This is a genomic window from Microbacterium sp. GXS0129 (genome assembly GCF_044769785.1).
Lineage (GTDB): Bacteria > Actinomycetota > Actinomycetes > Actinomycetales > Microbacteriaceae > Microbacterium > Microbacterium nymphoidis.
This window is the reverse complement of record NZ_JBIZVZ010000001.1, coordinates 229,750-246,949: the sequence shown is the minus strand read 5'-3', so window position 1 is coordinate 246,949 and position 17,200 is coordinate 229,750. Positions and strand designations below refer to the sequence as shown.

The window sequence follows — 17,200 nt, the reverse complement described above, 5'->3', positions numbered from 1 at the left end:
CTGAGCTGCCCGCGGGGCGGGGAGGAGGCGCCACCAGGTGCGCCGGTCCCCGATCGGCACCGTCGGCAGGCTTCAGCCCGCGAAGCCCTCGTCGTCGCGGACCGACAGCGCGGCGTCCCCGAGCGCAGCGGAGGTGTCGGCGTCCCGCATCCACAGCGGCACCACCGACACGTCGATGCCTCCGGCCGCCACACCCGGTGCGAGCGCCACGTCCTCCTCGGCCATCAACCAGGCATCCAGCAGGCCGCCGCGATCACGTGCACCGTAGAGTCCCGCGATCGCGGCCGCCGACGTCTCGACCCCGATGGTGGGCAGACACACATCCGCCATGCCTCGCACCACGGCGCCGCCGATCACCGGCGATACACCCACAACGGGGGCCGGAGCGAGCGCAAGCGCCTCGCGGATGCCGGGCACGGCGAGGATCGGCCCGAGGGAGACCACCGGGTTGGATGGCGCGATGAGAACATCCGTGGCCTCGGCGAGCGCCTCGAGCACACCGGGCGCCGGATGAGCCTGCTCGATTCCCGGGTTCACGAACCGCTCCGGGGCACGAGCGGCGCGGTGACGCGTCCACCACTCCTGGAAGTGCATGCGGGATCCGTCGCGAAGGTGGACGATGGTGTCCACCTCGGCATCGGTCATCGGGAGGATTCGCGCACCGAGGTCCCACCGTCCGTTGAGACGGGCCACCACCTCGGACACTGTGGCGCCGTCGCGGAGCCATCCGGTTCGGGCGAGGTGGGTGCCGAGATCGAGGTCGCCGAGAGTGAACCACGGCCATCCGCCGCCCCACGCCTGCAGCTCCGCGTTGACGCGTTCCGTGTCCCCGGCCCGGCCCCACCCGCGCTCGGTGTCGTTCACACCGGCCAGCGCATACAGCAGCGAATCGATGTCGGGTTGCAGCCGCACGCCGCTCAGCCACAGATCGTCGCCGGTGTTGGCGATGACCGTGATCTGGTGCGCCTCACCACGGCGGCGAAGCGCTTCTCGCACCCCGAGGGTGAATCGTGACCCGCCGACGCCGCCGGCCAGGATCACGACCCGCCTCATCGGGCGAACTCGTCCGCGGCGTGCGGCAGCGGGAACTTGGAGACCGCGGCGATGAGCGCATCGACGGTCTGCTGGTCGGCGATGATGTCCACGTTGAGTCCGAGACCACGCGCGTCCTTGGCGGTACGAGGACCAATCGCCGCGATGATCGTCTCCTCCGGAATCACCGCGAACTGCTCGCGCACCTGGGCCGCGACCGAACCCGACGTGACGAGGATCGCGTTGATGCGCCCGTTGGCGACGTCGCGGGCGATGCGCTCCGTCACCGGCACGCCCACCGTGCGATATGCCACCACCTGATGCACGTGGTGCCCGGCACCCAGCAGCGCTTCGGTGAGGACCGGCTTCGCCTGCTCACTTCGCAGCGTGAGGAACTTCTTCGGCTCCGTCTCCAGCGCGATCAGATCAGCCGCCATGCCCGCCGAGGAGTTGTCCTCCGCCGGCACGAGGTCCACCGTATAGCCCGCCGCCTGGAGCGCCGCAGCCGTGGTCTCGCCGACGGCCGCGATCCGCGTCTTCGCGGGAACGACGGTGCGCTGGGCGTAGAGGACGTCGACCGTTGTGGCGCTGGTGACGGTGAGCCAGTCGAACTCGCCGTCCTGCAGCCGGCGCAGCGCGTCATCGAGGGCTGCGGCATCCGTCGTCGCAGCGAAGTTGATGAGAGGGGCGACCACGGGGATGGCTCCCTGGTCGCGCAGGCTGGCGGCGACGCCGTCGCCCCAGGGACCACCGCGGGGAACGAGAACGCGCCAGCCGGTCAGCGGCTTCTCGTGATGTTCGTTGGCTGTAGTCATGACAACTCTCTCAGGGGCGTGGATCGCCGGGAGGATGACGATCTCAGGGAGAGTGGCGGACCCGGGCGAAAGATGCGCATGGGCGCACGCCACCGGCAGTGTCCGCACCATTGCAACTGCCTGTTTCCCTTGAATATACCCCCGATCCGGCGTTTCGTTTCCCCCCTGCCCGGTTCCGCTCGTGGTTCCGGGTCGCATTCGCTCGTGATCCGGGATTTCCATGATGCATTCAGACGCATGAGAGACAATGGAACGATGACCGATCGGCATCCGCTCATCCAGGGGTTGCTCGGCTTCGGTCCGCACTCCGGTGCGCACCGCGTGGCCCTGCGCGCCGGGCTCTCCATCGCGGTGCCACTGCTCGTTCTGTTCAGCATCGACCACGTGGAGTGGTCGATCTATGCGGCCTTCGGTGCGTTCACTTCGCTGTATGGCCGTTCGTCGGACTACGCCGGCCGCCTGCGCATGCAGTCCGTGGCCGGAGGCGTGCTGGTCGCCTCCGTCATCGGAGGGGTGCTCGTGGGGCTGTCACCGGCGCGATCATGGCTGGTGATCCCTCTGGCCGCCCTCCTCGCCGCAGGTTCTGCCGCGCTCAGTGATCGTCAGCGCTGGCATCCCCCGGGGGCGCTGTTCCCGATCTTCGCCTTCACTGCCTGTGCATCGATCCCCGCGACACCCGCCCTGCTCGTTCCCGCCACCGTGGTGAGCGTCTCCGTCGCGGCGTTCTCGATCCTGCTGGGCGCAACGGGGGCCCTGCGGCGCGGGCGCTCGCTCACCGGGGCTCGGCCCGAGGCGCATCCGATCGAGCTGCGCCACGTGATCCGTGCCGCAGCGGGAGTGCTGATCGCGGGAACCATCGCCACGTCGATCGGCATCGGCCACCCCTACTGGGCGATGGTATCGGCGGTGGTGCCGCTGGCGTCACGTGAGTTCGTGCCGCAGCTCGTGCGCGGCGTGCAGCGGATCGTGGGAACCGTGATCGGCCTGGCCCTCGCGGCGCTCCTGCTGTGGTGGAGCCCTCCCACACTGGTGGCGCTGGTCATCGTCATCGTGCTGCAGTTCGCCGTGGAGCTCCTCGTGGGGCGCAACTACGTCCTGGCACTGCTGTTCATCACACCGCTGGCCCTGCTCATGGTGCACCTGGCTTCACCCGCTCCGACAGCCGGGCTCATCCTGGATCGCGGGATCGAGACGATCATCGGCGTGGTGGTGGGCGTCGGGATCGGCTATCTGACCCGTCCGGGCACCTTCCGCCGGCGCTGAGCGACCGCGAAACTCAGCCGCGAGGGTCGGTGACCGAACGCACCACAGACCAGACGATGCCGCCGACCGCGACCGCGACTCCGACAGCGACCAGGGCCGCCTTGAGAGGCTCACGACGGGCGAACAGCTGAGCCTTCACGGTGGCCTTCTGCGCCTGCTTGGGCACGTTGACCTTCTCTTCGATGGCGCTCAGCGCAGCCTTGAGCTCGGCGCGTGCGGCCTCGACGGGGTCGTTGATCCCCAGCGGAACGGCGGTGCGCGGAACAGCGGCGGAACGATCAGAGCTCATCAGCGATATCCTTCACGATCTTCACATCGGTCTGTGCGGCCTGCACCGGATTCTCGTCGGCAGCGATCTTCTTCATGCGGAAGACTCCGAGCACGGCGAGCACGGCGGCGATCAGCAGCATGATCACGAAGACGATGAGCGCCGACAGCCAGACCGGCATCCACGACGCCAGGCCCGCGATGAAGAACGTGCCCAGCGCCGGAATGGACCAGAACAGGAAGAAGAGGGCGGCCAGGAACCACGCCACACCGATGCCGGCGTGCTTGGCCGTGCGCGTGACCCACGCCTTGGCGGCGTTGAACTCGGCGATGACCAGATTGCGAACAAGCTCCGGGACCTCCCCGAGCAGGGTGAGCAGGCCGTCGTCCGCGCGATCGCGGAATCCGCGTGGAGTCGTCATGTCAGCCCTTCTTCGTGCGGGGCTTCTTGAGCTTCTCCGCGACCTCATCGGCGGCCTCGACCACCTCGTCGATCGACTCGGCGGCGGCGCGCTTCACCGTGGGTGCCTCAGCGCGCGCCGTGGCGGTGGCTCGATCCAGCTTCTGCCCGGTGGTGCCGGAGCCGGCGGCCGCCTGGGCCACCTTGACGCCGGTGTTCAAGAGCGTGCGCGGCAGCGCGAGCGCCGCGGACTTCGCCAGATCTTCGACCTTGGCGACCTGGGTCTGCACCTGCGGCAGGTTCCAGACCTTGCCCGCGGCTTCCTTGATCTGCTCGTACCGCTCTCGCCCGGCGCGTGTTCCGAGTACGTATCCGATGCCGATGCCGACGACCAGTCCGATCTTGCCCTTCATGGGTCCTCCCCCGCAGCGTCTGCTGGTGTGCGAGACCAGCGTAACCCTATATTCCGATTCCGGCATCCACTGCTCTGTCAGCCAGCGCAGCGCAGCGGACCGGCGGGGATTGCACGGTGGGAGATGGAGAACGCACCGCCGATCGACTCCCCCGGGTGTGCTTTTCCATCCGCCATCGAACACGGACTGGCCGAGCGGAGCTCAGGAGAACAGCGCGCCTCGCCGAAGCCGCTCCGCCGTACTCTGTGCGTCCGCGACCACGAGGTCCAGTCCGGCACCGGCGAGCCAGGCCCCGGTGGCACCCAGGCCCGCGGGCCAGAGATTCGGATCGTGCAGACGTGCGGCTGCGGCGGCGAACCCGCGCTGTTCGCGATGCGGGGCGACATCGAAATCGGCCATCACCGCGTCGCGGACCGAGACTCCCAGCACGCCTTCCAGCTGCGCGGTGGCCTCCGCCGGGGTGTGGACCCCGGCGAGGCGGGCACGCACGACCCGGGCACCCGCATCAGCACCGACGTCCCACTGCGCGGTGAGGTCGTCGATGCTGACGATGTCCGAGTCAGCCGGCTGGGGGTACACCCCTGCTCCCCACGCGGGTGCCCCATCGACGATCGCGGTGAGGGTGGTCAGCCGCGACCGGGGGGTGAACTCCGCGGGAAGCTCGACGATTCCGTGCAACAGCGGTCGCGCCGCATGTTCCTCGGCTGCCAGGACGACCACGGCGGCGGTGAACTCCTCCGGCACGGCGGCGTCGCCCTCGGGATCCTCGGAGTGGTCGGCGGTGTGACGGCCGGTCACGCGGTAGGTGTCACCGGTGCGAACGATCGACTCGGCAGCCGTCGCGAGCAGGACTCGCCCGCCGAGTTCGGCGATGCGGCGCTCCAGCGCGGTGACGAGCGTCTCCATCCCGTTCGCGAGCGTGAGCCGGGGCCGGGCGGACGCGTCGCCAAGCATCTCCGCGACCGCGCCGGAGAGCGATCCCTGACGGGTGAGCGCGGGGTTGAGCTCAGGGGCAGCGACGGAGACGTCGACCTCGTCGGGTGCGAGGCCCAGCGATCCACGGGTGACCGGGGCGACCAGGCGGTGCTCGATCTTCGCGCCCATGCGCTTGCGCACCAGCACGCCCAGGCGGTTCTCGTGCCCGATCGTCAGCGGTGGGCGCAACCGGTCCAGGTAGCCGCGCCAGGCGCCACCCCAGCCGATGATGCGCACCGCGTCCGTGAGGAACGGGTTGGCCGGAATGCCCAGCACGCCGTCGGGAAGCGGCACCAGCCCGCGTGCGCTCGTCGTCGAACGGACACCGGTGCGCTGCGCGACGCGCCCGCCGTCCAGCCCGAGTTCGGCCAGCCCGAGAGCGTCGATGAGCCGGTCGACCGCCCCGTCCGCGGCGAAGGACACGGCTCCAGCGTCCGCGCGCACCCCTCCGACGTCCACGGTGCGAACGGATCCGCCCAGACGCTCAGAAGCTTCGAGGAGCGTCACGGGCATGCCGACCTTAGCGCACTCATACGCGGCGACCAGCCCGCCGATCCCACCCCCGATCACCACGACGGGTGTGTGCTGGGCGGCTGCTACGAGATCGGAGACGTCGGACACTCCACCATCCTCCCATCCGCCTTCCCGTGCCGGAGCGCCGATGCAACACTGGGCGTATGGCACTGCACATCACGGACGACACCGCGGCGGACGAACTGCTCACCGAGAACCCGCTCGCACTGCTCATCGGCATGCTGCTGGATCAGCAGGTCGCCATGGAGACGGCGTTCTCCGGCCCGCTGAAGATCCAGCAGCGCGTGGGGACGATGGATGCGGCGACGATCGCCGGGTACGATCCCGAGGCTTTCACGGAAGCGTTCAAGCAGACGCCCGCCGTGCATCGTTATCCGGGGTCGATGGCCGGACGGGTCCAGGCCCTGTGTGAAGTCATCGCGACGGAGTGGGACGACGACGCGTCGCAGATCTGGACGAAGGACTCCCCCGACGGCGCGACCGTGCTCAAGCGGCTCAAGGCGCTGCCCGGATTCGGCGACCAGAAGGCGCGCATCTTCCTGGCACTCCTGGGCAAGCAGTACGGGTTCACCGGCGCGGGGTGGCGTGAGGCCGCGGGCTCGTACGGCGACGAGGGGTCGTTCCGCTCCGTTGCCGACATCACCTCTCCCGAATCCCTGGTGAAGGTGCGCGAGTTCAAGAAGTCCGTGAAGGCTGCGGCCAAGGCGCCCCGGTGAGGCCCACCGGCGGGGATGTGGCCGGGTTCATCGCGGCGGTCACGCCTGACAGGCGACGCCGGGATGCGGGGACGCTCGTTGCCATGCTCGGAGAGGTGACCGGCCACGAGCCGGCACTCTGGGGAACCATCGTGGGCTTCGGCGCCTGCCACTACCGCTATCCCACCGGTGCCGAAGGCGATATGCCTCTGGCTGCGTTCGCTCCGCGAAAAGCCGCCAGCACGATCTACCTCCTGGAGGGTGCAGACCCGCACGCGGACGACCTGGGCGAACTCGGTCCGCATACGTTCACGAAGGGCTGCCTGTACCTGAAGGATCTCGCCGCCGTCGACCTCGCCGTGCTCCGTCGCATTCTGGAGCGGTCCCACGCCATCGCTCTCTCGGACGGGATCCCTGGAATGACCCTCGAGGTCCGCTGACCCGATTGCCCGGCCGGCGGAGGCGTCCTACCCTCAAGACATGAAGGACATCCTGGGGTGGTTCACAGTGGCGCTGCCGCTGCTGGTGCTCGTCTCCCTCGTGGTGGGGTTCTTCTTCAACCGCGGACGGCGCGGATCGACCTCGGGCGCGACCATCGGCATGTTCGACGAGGTGTGGGCGCCATCCGCCGCCCAGGCACGCGCCATCTGGGACGCCGAGCAGGAGCTTCCGATCGAGGTACCCAGCCCGGATGGCGGCAACCCCACGGAGGATGCCCTCACGCGGGGCCGCATCACCATCACACCGCGTTCATAGCGCGCGATTGGCTCCAAAACCCGAGGTTTGGAGCCAATCGCGCGCTATGAAACGAAGGTTAGAGGAGGCCGTCGGACAGCGTCGTGGGGTTGCCGAAGCGGTGGTTCGTGATGGACACCGCCTGCTCGTGCAGGAACGGCAGCATCTCCACACGCCCGGCGCTGGTGACGGGGTGCGACCACACGGCGACGTCGATGGAGCCCTGCAGCGCGGCGGCGACGTCGGCCGCCGATCCGCCCACGAGACGGATGCGCCCGGTGGATGAGCCCTTCTTCGCGAGCGTCTTCAGCCAGGCGGCGTCCTTGTCGACGGAGACCTGGACGCCGGCAGCAGCGAGCGCCGCGGCGACCTTCTTCGACGGAGCGGTGGCGAACGACGCCGTGACGTCAGATCCGGCGCGCACGCCCGCGAGCACAGCACGCACACCCTGGATCTCCGAGGCGTCCCCGGCCACGCGGACCGTCACCGGCGTCGGCAGGTAACGGAACACGTTGCGCTCCACTCCGAGGGCGGACACATCGCGTGCCACGCCGAACTCGTCCTGCCAGGCCCGCTCGTCGGTGGCGACAGCGGCACGGAGCCAGGCGTCGTCCGCAGCGGAGACGACCGCTTCGATGGCCGTGGTGAGGGTCACCGGACGCGACTCGGGAGCAGCGTCTCGCCAGTCGACCAGGCCGTGCAGGTAGTTCGGCCCGCCGGCCTTCCCGCCCGCGCCCACAGCGGAGCGCTTCCAGCCGCCGAACGGCTGGCGCTGGACGATCGCGCCGGTGATACCGCGGTTGACGTACAGGTTTCCCGCCTGGACCTTACCGAGCCAGGTGGCCACCTCATCGCGGTCGAGCGAGTGCAGACCGGCGGTGAGGCCGTAGTCCACCGCGTTCTGCATCGCGATGGCCTCCTCGAGGTTCGCCGCCTCCATGATGCCGAGGATCGGGCCGAAGTACTCGGTGAGGTGGTACTCGGAGCCGTTCTTCACACCGGTGCGAACACCGGGCGACCACAGCTTGCCGGTGTCGTCGAGCTGCTTCGGCTCGATGAGCCACTTCTCGCCCTTGCCGAGCGTAGTCAGACCCGAGAGCAACTTGCCCTTGGCCTCCTCCACGATGGGGCCCATGACCGTCGTGGGGTCGGTGGGGTAGCCGACGCGGAGCGAGCGCACGGAATCGACCAGCTGACGGCGGAACCGCTCGGAGGTGGCGACGGAGCCCACCAGGATCACGAGCGATGCGGCCGAGCACTTCTGGCCCGCGTGACCGAAGGCGCTCTTGACCACATCGGCGGCGGCCAGATCGAGATCGGCGGAGGGCGTGACGATGATCGAGTTCTTTCCGCTGGTCTCCGCGAGCAGCGGCAGGTCCGGGCGGAAGGAGCGGAACAGCTCCGCGGTCTCGGACGAGCCGGTGAGGATCACGCGATCCACCCGCTCGTCGGCGACGAGCTGTGAGCCCAGTTCCCCCGAGGCGAGCTCGACCAGACGGAGCACATCGCGCGGCACACCGCCCTGCCAGAGCGCATCGACCATCACAGCACCGGTGCGCTTGGTGAGTCGTGCCGGCTTGATGATGACAGCCGAGCCCGCTGCGAGAGCGGCGAGCACTCCACCGGCGGGAATGGCGGTGGGGAAGTTCCACGGCGGCACGACGACCGTGAGACGCGACGGAACCGCGGTGGCGCCGTCGATGTGGTCGAGGCCGCGCGCAAGCTCGGCGTAGTAGTGGGCGAAGTCGATGGCCTCACTGACTTCCACATCCGCTTCGGCGATGGTCTTGCCCGCCTCCGAGGCCATGACCTCGATCAGCCGGCCGCGGTTGGCAGCCAGCGAGCGGCCGGCGCCGTGCAGGATCTCGGCCCGCTCGTCACCGGACAACGCGCCCCAGCCGGCCCCGGCGTCGTGGGCGCCGGCGATGACGCTCTCCAGCGCCGCGGCCGTGGGCACGTGCGCATCGGCGATGATTGCCACGCCCTCCTCGCTCGTCTTGGCACGCTCGAGGATCGCGCGCCCCCAGGCGCGGTTCGCCGCGATGGCGGGATCGGTGTCGGGCTCGTTGCGGAAGCCGCTGGACGGGGCATCCGGCGTTTCGTCCTGACGGTTCTGCACCCGGTTCGGCGTGGGGACCTCGTCGCGGGTCCGCAGGAACTCCGCCAGCGACGCCTCGTACCGTGCCTGCTCACGGGCGAACAGCGATGCATCGGAGTCGAGCTCGAACACCGCGGACATGAAGTTGTCCTGCGACGCGTTCTCCTCCAGACGACGGATCAGGTACGCGATCGCCACGTCGAACTCGCTCGGGTTGACGACCGGCGTGTAGAGCAGGAGCTGGCCGACGTCGCCGCGCACCGCCTCCGCCTGACCGGTGGCCATGCCGAGCAGCATCTCGAACTCGACGCCGGCCTGCACGCCCCGCGCCTTCGAGAGCAGCCACGCGTGCGCGACGTCGAAGAGGTTGTGCCCCGCCACGCCGAGTCGGAGGTTGGCGATGCGCTCCGGGGTCATGGCCCAGTCGAGGACGCGCTTGTAGTTGGTGTCCGCGTCCTGCTTGCTGGCGACGGTGGCGACGGGCCAGCCGTGCACCGCAGCGTCCACGTGCTCCATCGCCAGGTTCGCGCCCTTCACGACGCGCACCTTGATGGGGGCGCCGCCGGCGGCGACGCGCTGCGCCGACCACTCCTGCAGGTGCTGCATGGCACCCAGCGCATCGGGCAGATAGGTCTGCAGGACGATGCCCGCCTCGAGGTCCTTCAGTTGCGGCTGGTCGAGCAGCTTCGTGAAGACCGCGATGGTGAGGTCGAGGTCGCGGTACTCCTCCATGTCGAGGTTGATGAACTTCGCCTTGCCGGCCTTCTCCGCCGCCGCAGCCGTCTCGTAGAGCGGGGTGAGCTTCTCGACCACCTTGGTGACGGCCTCGTCGAACGACCACATCGACAGCTGGCTGACCACGGCGGAGACCTTGATGGACACGTAGTCCACGTCATCGCGCGCGAGGAACTCGTGCGTGCCCTTCAGCCGGTGCGCTGCCTCGTTCTCGCCGAGCACCGCCTCGCCGAGGAGATTCAGGTTCAGGCGGTTGCCCCCCTGGCGCAGCTTCGCGATCGCAGGACCCAGCTTCGCCGGCGTCGCGTCCAGGACGAGGTGGCCGACCATGCCGCGCAGCACACGCCGCGCCGTCGGGATGACGATGCCCGGCACGATCGGGGCGAACGCCGCGCCGAGGCCAATCGCTCCGCGCAGGTAGGCGGGCAGGAAAGACGGAGTGAGGCCGCGCAGTTCCTTCAGCTTCGCGGCGGCGACGTCCAGATCCTCCGGGCGCATGACGCCGTCGACGAATCCCACGGTGAAGTCCAGCCCGTGCTCATCCTTGAGCACGCCGGCCAGACGCTCCGCGGCGGGGTCGACGGGGTGCTTGGCTGCCTCGTCGAGCCAGCGGCGAACGGTCGCGACCACATCGGATGTGCGGACCTCGTCGGTGGTGGTGATGCTCTCGGACACGGTGCCTCCTGGGCGGATGTCAGGGGTGGGGATGATCTCAGTGTGGTGCCACAGGGTATGTTCGGTACAGCGAATGATTTCGATGAATACCGTTCGCCTTTCCCGATGATTCCAAGGAGTCACATGCTCGATCTGAGACGGCTGCGCCTGCTGGTGGAGCTGAGCCGCAGAGGCACGCTCGCTGCCGTAGCCGAGGCGCTCAGCTACAGCCCGTCGTCGGTGTCCGAGCAGCTCAAGGTCCTGGAGAGCGAGGCCGGAGTCCCCCTCCTGGAGCAGTCGGGCAGGCGCGTGCGGCTGACACCGCAGGCATGGGTGCTGGTGGAGCATGCGGAGGCGATCCTGGACCGGCTCGCCGAGGCGCAGGACGACCTCACCCGCCCGGTGTCCGGAGTGGGCGGAACCGTGCGCATCGCCGTGTTCCAGTCGGCGGCGCACGCCGTGCTGCCCACCGCACTCACGTGGCTGGCGGAGGCCCATCCGGACCTGCGCGTGGAGGTGAGCGAGCGAGCCCCGGAGGAGGGGCTGTTCGAGGTGGCGGCTCGCGGCTTCGACCTCGCGATCGCCGAGGAGTATCCCGGGTACCTGCGCCCGCGTCTGCCCGACCTCGATCACGTCGCGTTCGCGCACGACACCATCCGCGCAGCGCTCGGGCCGGACGATCCCGCCCGCACCCTCGCCGAGCTGGCGGACCGTCCCTGGGTGCTGGAGCCGGCCGACACGGCATCGCGCCAGTGGGCACTGCAAGTGTGCCGAGCCGCGGGGTTCGAGCCCGACGTGCGTTTCGAGACCGCCGATCTGATGGCGCACATCCGGCTCATCCGATCGGGGCATGCGGTGGGTCTGCTCCCGGATCTGGTGTGGGCGGGTGAGCAACCGTCCGTCCAGCTTCGCGATCTTCCCGGTGCACCCGAACGCGTCGTCTTCTCCGCCGCCCGCCGTGCCGCCGCGCAGCGTCCGGCCGTCCGCGCCGTGCGCGAGGCGCTCGCCGCCGCCATCTGAGCCGGCGCTGATGATGCGGCGAGTCCAGGACCATGCACCCAGACAATGACCCATCCGCGAGAAGTCTCATGAATCCGGCACATGCTCCTGAACTCACGGCACGAGAACACTGGAGCCGCCTAGCACCGGGCGCTACCCGGGTTGCGGACTCTTGCATCACAAGGTAGCTTGCGATGCATGACACCTGACATCGGAGCGCAGCTGCGCAAGGGCGTGGTGGAGCACTGCATCCTCGGCCTCCTCGCGCGCGAGCCGATGTACGGCTGGCAACTCGCGGAGGAACTGACAGGTCCCGGGCTGATCGCCAGCATCGGCACGCTCTACCCCGTGCTCTCGCGCCTGCGCGAGCGCGGCGTGGTGGCCACCTACGAGCAGGCGTCCGACGCCGGCCCTGTTCGCAAGTACTACCGACTCACCGACGCCGGGCGGCAGGAGCTCGACGCCTTCCGTGCGCAGTGGGGTCCCTTCACCCGTGCGGTGGGGAACATGATCGATGGGAGCACACGATGACCGAAGCACAGCTGACGCCACCGGCGCGCGACTACCTGCGAGAGCTGGATCAGGCCCTCGCCGGTGTGGATCCTGCCACGGCGGCGGAACTCCGCGACGGCATCGCGGAGTCGCTGCAGGGTCTGGATGATGCCGCCGCACGTGCGCACATCACCGAGCTCGGCGACCCCGCGTTCGTCGCCGCGTCCGCGCGCGGCGCGCTCGCCGACGTGGCGGCCGTGGGTCCAGCTCCCCTCCCCCGCACGGGCACCTCCTCCCTCGCCTATCTCCTGTCCGCCCTCGCGGTGTTTGCCCTGGCCGGGTTCGTGATCCCGGTGATCGGGTGGATCGGCGGGGTCGTGATGCTGTGGGTCTCGCCGATCTGGCGCCGCAGCGAGAAGTGGGCTGCCACGCTGATCCCCCTCGCCGTATGCACCATCGTGCTCGGGTTCGGCCTGTCCGCCGCCGTCGGCGCCGCGACCGGCATCCCTCATCGCTATGCGACCTATACCGAAGAACCAAACCCGCTTTTCCCGGCCGCCTACGACATTTTCTGGAGCGCGGTCGTCTCAGCTTGGATCGTGCTGCCGCTCGCCGCGTCGGGAATGGCGATCTGGTTGCTCGTCCGGGGACTCATGCGCATCGGAAGGCTCGAGCCCGCATCGACCGGCTTCGCAACGGCATCCGCCCTCGTGCTCGCCCTCGGCGGTTTCGTGCTCCCGGTGATCGGGTGGTTCGCCGGGGTCGCGATGGTCTGTGCATCTGGGGTGTGGCGACGATGGCAGAAGGTGCTTGCCGTCATCGTCCCGATCTCAGCGGCCACCGCCGCGATCGTCGCGAGCGCTGTCGTCGCGACGCAGGCGCCGGGGATCGTCGACGATCCCACCGGCAGCTTCCAGGTCCCGAACCCGATGCTCGACCAGCCGCTGCTGCTGCAGTGGAACGTTCCTCTGGCGCTGTGGCCAGTCCTGCCCGCCGCCGCAACACTGGTCGCCGCCTGGCTGCTCATCGAGATCCAGCGCAGCCGCCGTGCACAGCAGGCCCCGGTTCGAGCATGATGGGTGATCATGACAGCTGAGAAGCCGGTGCCCTCGGGCCGCCTCTACGGACGCGACAGCCTCGCGACGCCGTCGATGGTCATCGCCATCGGGCTCGCGATCGCCGTCGGCAGCTATCTCGTGCCGGTCCTCGGCTGGGTGGCGGGTGTCATCATGATGTGGCTGTCGCCGGTGTGGACCCGGACGCAGAAGCTCATCGTCACGCTGGCCCCCGCCGCCGCCGCGGTGATCGCCGCGCTCATTCCCGTGCTCAGCGGACAGAACCTGGTGGCCTGGCATGCGCTGCTCGTGTTCGCCATCGTGTCGCCGCTGCCCATCGGCATCTGGCTGCTGGTGGTCGGTCTGCGCCGACTCCGGGGAAACTGAGTTCAGCGACGCACGAACGTCGCCGCCGGCATGGTGTCGTGCCAGCCGAGAGCGGAGTACAGGGCCCGGCCGTCGGGCGACGCCAGCAGCACGCCGTGACGCGCGCCGCGCTCGTGAGCCCAGGCCTGAAGCGCTTCGACGATGAGCCGGCCCCGTCCCTGACGCCGGTGGTCGGGGTGAGTCTCGATGCGATCCAGCACCGCCACCTCCCCGGCGAGCGCGACCTGCCCGCGTGCAGTGACGACGCCGTCGAGCATGATCGCCGCATGGGCGACCTCGTCCAAGACCTCGATGGTGACGTCCGCGGGCAGTGTGCCCGCCCGCAGCGACGCGTCCATCAGCGTCTCCACCCGTGACTGCACCTCCCAGCCCTCGATGGCCCCCTCGTGCACCCCGAGGACCGTGAGCCAGATACGCGGACCGGTGACCAGTGTGCGCGTCCGCTCGATCTGTGCCGGCGACGGTTCGATCAGCACGTACTCCTCATCGCGCGTCGTCGCATGCACCGCGACGTGCCACGCGTCTCCCTCGCGGCGGACTGCGGCGCCCCGCGACGTGGCCCACCCCCGAACCCATGCCTGCGCCAGCTCCTGCGTCATGCGCCGATCCTCCCACGGCCCTCGGACACCCCTCGGCATGATGAAAAGGGCTCCGCAGCTCGCCGTTCGCGAGCGTTTTCGATCTCTCGTCCGCCCCCACCACCGTCAGCGGGACCGAAACGCTACCGTGAGAGGCATGAAGCAGGCCTTCCGCACGTTCGGGCGCGTCGTGGCGGCGCACTGGCCCGCCCTGATGGCCTGGTACCTCAGCGGCGAGGTCGTGCACCGTCTGCTGCTGCAACTGGCAGGCACGGTCGGCGGGTACACGACCCTCGGCGGACTGCTGATCCTCCCGCTCGCCGTCGCGGCGCGCATGGTGTCGTACGTCGCGATGTACCTCGCCGTGCGGCCCTCCCTGCCGCACGCGGCATCGGATGGCCTCAGCCGGCGCGACTTCGCCCACGCCGTGCTCGTCTCGATCCTGCCGTTCTTCGCTTTCTACGAGGCCTGGGGCATGCTCGACGCCGACCGGGACGCTTTCCTCCGCATCGCCAACGCCATCGCGTTCGCCGAGTCCGGCTACGGCACGGAGGCGCTCGGCGATCGTGGAGGGATGATCGCGGCCGGCCCGCTTCCGGTCACCGTGCTCGTCATCGCCCTCGTTCTTCGCATCGTGCTCGCCCGCCATGAAGCCCGGCTCGGGACCGGGCTGCGTCTGGTCGCCGTGTACGCCGAGGTGCTGTGGACCTTCATGCTGTTCACCCTGGTGGCCCAGTGGTGGGGTGGCGTGCGCGAATGGCTGTCGCATCGCACCGGTGCTGATTGGCTACGCGGCATCGGGGACTGGTTCGCCGCGCACCTGCCACCGATCGCCGGCCTGTGGGAGGGCGCCAGCTGGGCACTGGGCATCGTGATCGCGGCGATCGTCGTGCCCGCCGCCTGGCTCATCGTCGTCGGCGTGATCTACGGCACATCGTTCGAGACCGAGACGAAGCTCGGCCGTTGGAGCGGGCGGACGATGCGCGGCACCCTGCGATCCATCGCACGGCCCGTCATCATGCGCCTGGAGAGTCTGTGGGCTGCGGCAGCCGTCATCTGGCGGGGCGGACCCGCGCTCTTCGGGGCGACCGCGCTCGCGTACGCGCTGTGGATCCTGCTGGATCGTGTGGGAGGACGAGCCGTGCTGGAGCTGATCGGCGGACAGGACGAGACGTTCTGGGAGGCGTATCTGCCCGTCATCCTGGTGGGTGTCGCTGCCATCGCCGAGCCACTGCGGGTGGCGCTGCTGGCAACCTGCTACGACGTGGTGATCGCCCGCCCCTCGGCCGGCCTCGACTCGGGATCAGGGTTCGATGAGGAACCGCGCGACGCGGTGGTCCTCGCCGGCGATGTCGAGGTAGAACGGCCCGTCGGCATCGGCGGGGAGGGCGAACACGGAGACGATGTCGTACGGGGCTGACTCCGAAATGCAGTACGGCTCCCCGTCCTCAGAGGGAATGTCGATCAGATCGTCGGCATCGAGCCATGTGCGCTCTCCATGCTGCTCGGACAGGGTGACGGTGCCGCAGATGGCGGCGTCCGGCCCCCCGGAGGACCGCATCCGGATGCTCAGCGATCGCGAGCCCGCGGGTGCCGGGAACTCATTCCAGCGGACCTCGCCCAGGACGAGTTCCTGGCCCGCGACCGCAGCCGCTCCGTCGGACGCGGTGACGATCGTCTCGTCACCGGCCTCGGCGACCGGCAGCACGTCCAGCCAGAGGTAGACGCCGGCGGTGGCGAGCGCGCTGCACAGCAGGGCGATCAGCGCGACGCGTTGGGTGCGCACCCAGCTCATGGCACCTCCGGTGTGGTCGGCTCGACGATGTCGATGACGCCCTCCCGCGGTGCTCGGCCGAGGTCGAGAGGCACCACGATCACGTCGTCCAGATGCGGGGTGCTGTACGGCAGCGACAACCTCAGCTCCGCCGTCTCCGCGGCAAGGTCCGCGGGCAGCTCGAAGGCCACCATCCCCCGGGTCTCCAGCCCGACACGCAGATCGGCGCCGACCAGCGAGGTCGATGGCCGCTCGCTCGCGATGAAGTCCCGGCCGTCGACGATCAGCTTGATCAGGCGTATGGTGGCGTCGACCTCCGTCCGCGTCGCGGCAGCCGACAGGTCCACCACCAGCCAGTTCCCCTCGGCCGTCCAGTCGTCATCCTCGGAGACCGTGATCCGATCGGCGAAGCGCACATCCTCGACCCGGACGGTGAGGTTCCGCGAGCCGATCGTCTCGTGCACCGCCCCGTGGACGAGGAAGGCATCGACCTGCGCATCGGGGTCGGGGGTGACCACGGTGACGACGCCGGCCGCGATGACGAGCGCCGCGCCGGTGATCCAGACGAGGGCCGTTCTCATCCGCCGAGCCCCAGATCGATGCGGGCGACGTGCTCGCCCCGTCTCCAGGTCACCACGTCCGAGGAGAGGATGATCTTCCCGGTGCGCACCTTCGCGTCGTACACGTCGAGAGCGATGTCTTCCGCGTCGAGAGCCGCGGTAGGAATCCGCCAGGCGAGCGTGATGTCGGCCGGGACATCGGGTTGCAGCAACGGCGAACGCACCGACGTCTCGTCGTGCCAGATTCGTGCGCTCTCGAGATCGTCGACCCCGGACAGCGCCAGCAGTGCCTGGGTCGCGTTCACCAGCCGGGAGGTGATGCGATCCGCCGTCGTACCGACCCCGACCGCCCGATCCGTGAGGTTCTCGAGCCGCACCGTCACCAGCAGGAGCGTCTCACCGGGGTCGGCCTCGACGTGCTGGTCTTCGACGGCGTCGGCCAGTTCGACGTCGCGCACGGACACCGTATAGGTCGACAGGCGCACCTCGTCGCCCACCGTCAGACGCTCCGGCTCGTGCACGGCCGTGGTGAAGGCGCCGGTCGCGGCGAGCACGGCGCCCACGACGAGCAGGATGCCCGCCGCGACCCACGCCGGAGCCGCGCGACGGGCGGCATCGAGCGCTCGTCGTCCAGCTCCGCGTGCGTCGATCACGCACTCACCCTATTCCGAGGGTTCAAGCCCGAGCGAGCAGAGATGGAAAACGCTCCGCAGACCATCGTCCGCGGAGCGTTTTTCAT

At 69.4% G+C, this 17,200-nt stretch carries 20 protein-coding genes; 9 read left to right on the top strand and 11 right to left on the bottom strand.

Annotated features, from left to right (window positions below):
* Positions 1–72 precede the first annotated feature (72 nt).
* Both cofD and ACIQJ5_RS01105 read right to left on the bottom strand, forming a co-directional pair.
* Positions 73–1,053 carry a 2-phospho-L-lactate transferase gene (gene cofD, locus ACIQJ5_RS01110; RefSeq protein ID WP_402840006.1) on the bottom strand — a complete coding sequence of 327 codons (981 nt, stop codon included), beginning with the start codon at positions 1,051–1,053 and terminating at the stop codon, positions 73–75.
* Positions 1,050–1,847, bottom strand: coding sequence for a uroporphyrinogen-III synthase (locus ACIQJ5_RS01105; RefSeq protein ID WP_402840003.1), 798 nt, complete (start codon positions 1,845–1,847; stop codon positions 1,050–1,052). The genes cofD and ACIQJ5_RS01105 overlap by 4 nt, the downstream gene beginning before the upstream one ends.
* Before the next feature lie 255 nt (positions 1,848–2,102).
* Between ACIQJ5_RS01105 and ACIQJ5_RS01100 the strand changes: the two genes are divergently transcribed.
* Positions 2,103–3,110 (top strand): FUSC family protein, encoded by a 1,008-nt coding sequence (locus ACIQJ5_RS01100; protein WP_402840000.1) that lies wholly within the window; start codon positions 2,103–2,105, stop codon positions 3,108–3,110.
* Positions 3,111–3,123: 13 nt separating this feature from the next.
* Here ACIQJ5_RS01100 and ACIQJ5_RS01095 read toward each other — a convergent pair whose 3' ends face one another.
* From ACIQJ5_RS01095 to ACIQJ5_RS01080, 4 genes are all read right to left on the bottom strand, one after another.
* Complete coding sequence (locus ACIQJ5_RS01095; protein WP_231090876.1) at positions 3,124–3,399, bottom strand: hypothetical protein; 276 nt, start codon at positions 3,397–3,399, stop codon at positions 3,124–3,126.
* Entirely contained in the window at positions 3,389–3,799 is a 411-nt protein-coding gene (locus tag ACIQJ5_RS01090) for a phage holin family protein (RefSeq protein WP_231090877.1), read from the bottom strand. Before ACIQJ5_RS01090 ends, ACIQJ5_RS01095 begins: the two co-directional genes overlap by 11 nt.
* A 1-nt stretch (position 3,800) precedes the next feature.
* Positions 3,801–4,190, bottom strand: a complete 390-nt coding sequence (locus tag ACIQJ5_RS01085) for a hypothetical protein (RefSeq protein ID WP_402839996.1) — start codon at positions 4,188–4,190, stop codon at positions 3,801–3,803.
* Positions 4,191–4,391: 201 nt separating this feature from the next.
* Positions 4,392–5,786, bottom strand: coding sequence for a protoporphyrinogen/coproporphyrinogen oxidase (locus ACIQJ5_RS01080; protein ID WP_402839993.1), 1,395 nt, complete (start codon positions 5,784–5,786; stop codon positions 4,392–4,394).
* Between the two features lie 56 nt (positions 5,787–5,842).
* On the opposite strand from ACIQJ5_RS01080, the gene ACIQJ5_RS01075 reads away from it, so the two are divergent.
* The 3 genes from ACIQJ5_RS01075 to ACIQJ5_RS01065 are packed head-to-tail and all read left to right on the top strand — an operon-like array spanning position 5,843 to position 7,150.
* Positions 5,843–6,415 (top strand): HhH-GPD-type base excision DNA repair protein, encoded by a 573-nt coding sequence (locus tag ACIQJ5_RS01075; protein ID WP_402839990.1) that lies wholly within the window; start codon positions 5,843–5,845, stop codon positions 6,413–6,415.
* Positions 6,412–6,834, top strand: a complete 423-nt coding sequence (locus ACIQJ5_RS01070; protein WP_402839987.1) for a DUF1801 domain-containing protein — start codon at positions 6,412–6,414, stop codon at positions 6,832–6,834. The genes ACIQJ5_RS01075 and ACIQJ5_RS01070 overlap by 4 nt, the downstream gene beginning before the upstream one ends.
* A 40-nt stretch (positions 6,835–6,874) precedes the next feature.
* Positions 6,875–7,150 carry a hypothetical protein gene (locus ACIQJ5_RS01065; protein WP_231090881.1) on the top strand — a complete coding sequence of 92 codons (276 nt, stop codon included), beginning with the start codon at positions 6,875–6,877 and terminating at the stop codon, positions 7,148–7,150.
* Between the two features lie 58 nt (positions 7,151–7,208).
* On the opposite strand, the gene ACIQJ5_RS01060 is transcribed toward ACIQJ5_RS01065, so the two are convergent.
* Positions 7,209–10,637, bottom strand: coding sequence for a bifunctional proline dehydrogenase/L-glutamate gamma-semialdehyde dehydrogenase (locus ACIQJ5_RS01060; protein ID WP_402839984.1), 3,429 nt, complete (start codon positions 10,635–10,637; stop codon positions 7,209–7,211).
* Positions 10,638–10,760: 123 nt separating this feature from the next.
* Here ACIQJ5_RS01060 and ACIQJ5_RS01055 point away from each other — a divergent pair, with 123 nt between their 5' ends.
* From ACIQJ5_RS01055 to ACIQJ5_RS01040, 4 genes are all read left to right on the top strand, one after another.
* On the top strand, positions 10,761–11,636 hold the full coding sequence (locus ACIQJ5_RS01055; RefSeq protein ID WP_402839982.1) for a LysR substrate-binding domain-containing protein: 876 nt from the start codon (positions 10,761–10,763) through the stop codon (positions 11,634–11,636).
* A 177-nt stretch (positions 11,637–11,813) separates the two neighbouring features.
* The gene (locus tag ACIQJ5_RS01050) at positions 11,814–12,146 is read left to right on the top strand and encodes a PadR family transcriptional regulator (RefSeq protein WP_402839979.1); all 333 of its coding nucleotides are present in this window, start codon (positions 11,814–11,816) and stop codon (positions 12,144–12,146) included.
* Positions 12,143–13,183, top strand: coding sequence for a hypothetical protein (locus tag ACIQJ5_RS01045; RefSeq protein ID WP_402839976.1), 1,041 nt, complete (start codon positions 12,143–12,145; stop codon positions 13,181–13,183). The genes ACIQJ5_RS01050 and ACIQJ5_RS01045 overlap by 4 nt, the downstream gene beginning before the upstream one ends.
* A gap of 9 nt (positions 13,184–13,192) precedes the next feature.
* Positions 13,193–13,549, top strand: coding sequence for a hypothetical protein (locus tag ACIQJ5_RS01040; protein ID WP_402839973.1), 357 nt, complete (start codon positions 13,193–13,195; stop codon positions 13,547–13,549).
* Between the two features lie 2 nt (positions 13,550–13,551).
* Here ACIQJ5_RS01040 and ACIQJ5_RS01035 read toward each other — a convergent pair whose 3' ends face one another.
* Positions 13,552–14,148: a GNAT family N-acetyltransferase gene (locus tag ACIQJ5_RS01035; RefSeq protein WP_402839971.1), complete on the bottom strand. Its 597-nt coding sequence runs from the start codon at positions 14,146–14,148 to the stop codon at positions 13,552–13,554.
* A gap of 136 nt (positions 14,149–14,284) precedes the next feature.
* On the opposite strand from ACIQJ5_RS01035, the gene ACIQJ5_RS01030 reads away from it, so the two are divergent.
* The gene (locus ACIQJ5_RS01030) at positions 14,285–15,547 is read left to right on the top strand and encodes a hypothetical protein (RefSeq protein WP_402839968.1); all 1,263 of its coding nucleotides are present in this window, start codon (positions 14,285–14,287) and stop codon (positions 15,545–15,547) included.
* Here the strand turns inward: ACIQJ5_RS01030 and ACIQJ5_RS01025 are convergent.
* The 3 genes from ACIQJ5_RS01025 to ACIQJ5_RS01015 are packed head-to-tail and all read right to left on the bottom strand — an operon-like array spanning position 15,431 to position 17,114.
* Positions 15,431–15,922 (bottom strand): hypothetical protein, encoded by a 492-nt coding sequence (locus ACIQJ5_RS01025; protein ID WP_402839966.1) that lies wholly within the window; start codon positions 15,920–15,922, stop codon positions 15,431–15,433. The two genes, ACIQJ5_RS01030 and ACIQJ5_RS01025, sit on opposite strands and share 117 nt — an antisense overlap.
* Positions 15,919–16,482 (bottom strand): hypothetical protein, encoded by a 564-nt coding sequence (locus ACIQJ5_RS01020; protein WP_402839964.1) that lies wholly within the window; start codon positions 16,480–16,482, stop codon positions 15,919–15,921. Before ACIQJ5_RS01020 ends, ACIQJ5_RS01025 begins: the two co-directional genes overlap by 4 nt.
* Positions 16,479–17,114 (bottom strand): hypothetical protein, encoded by a 636-nt coding sequence (locus tag ACIQJ5_RS01015; RefSeq protein WP_231090891.1) that lies wholly within the window; start codon positions 17,112–17,114, stop codon positions 16,479–16,481. The genes ACIQJ5_RS01020 and ACIQJ5_RS01015 overlap by 4 nt, the downstream gene beginning before the upstream one ends.
* Between the last annotated feature and the right edge of the window lie 86 nt (positions 17,115–17,200).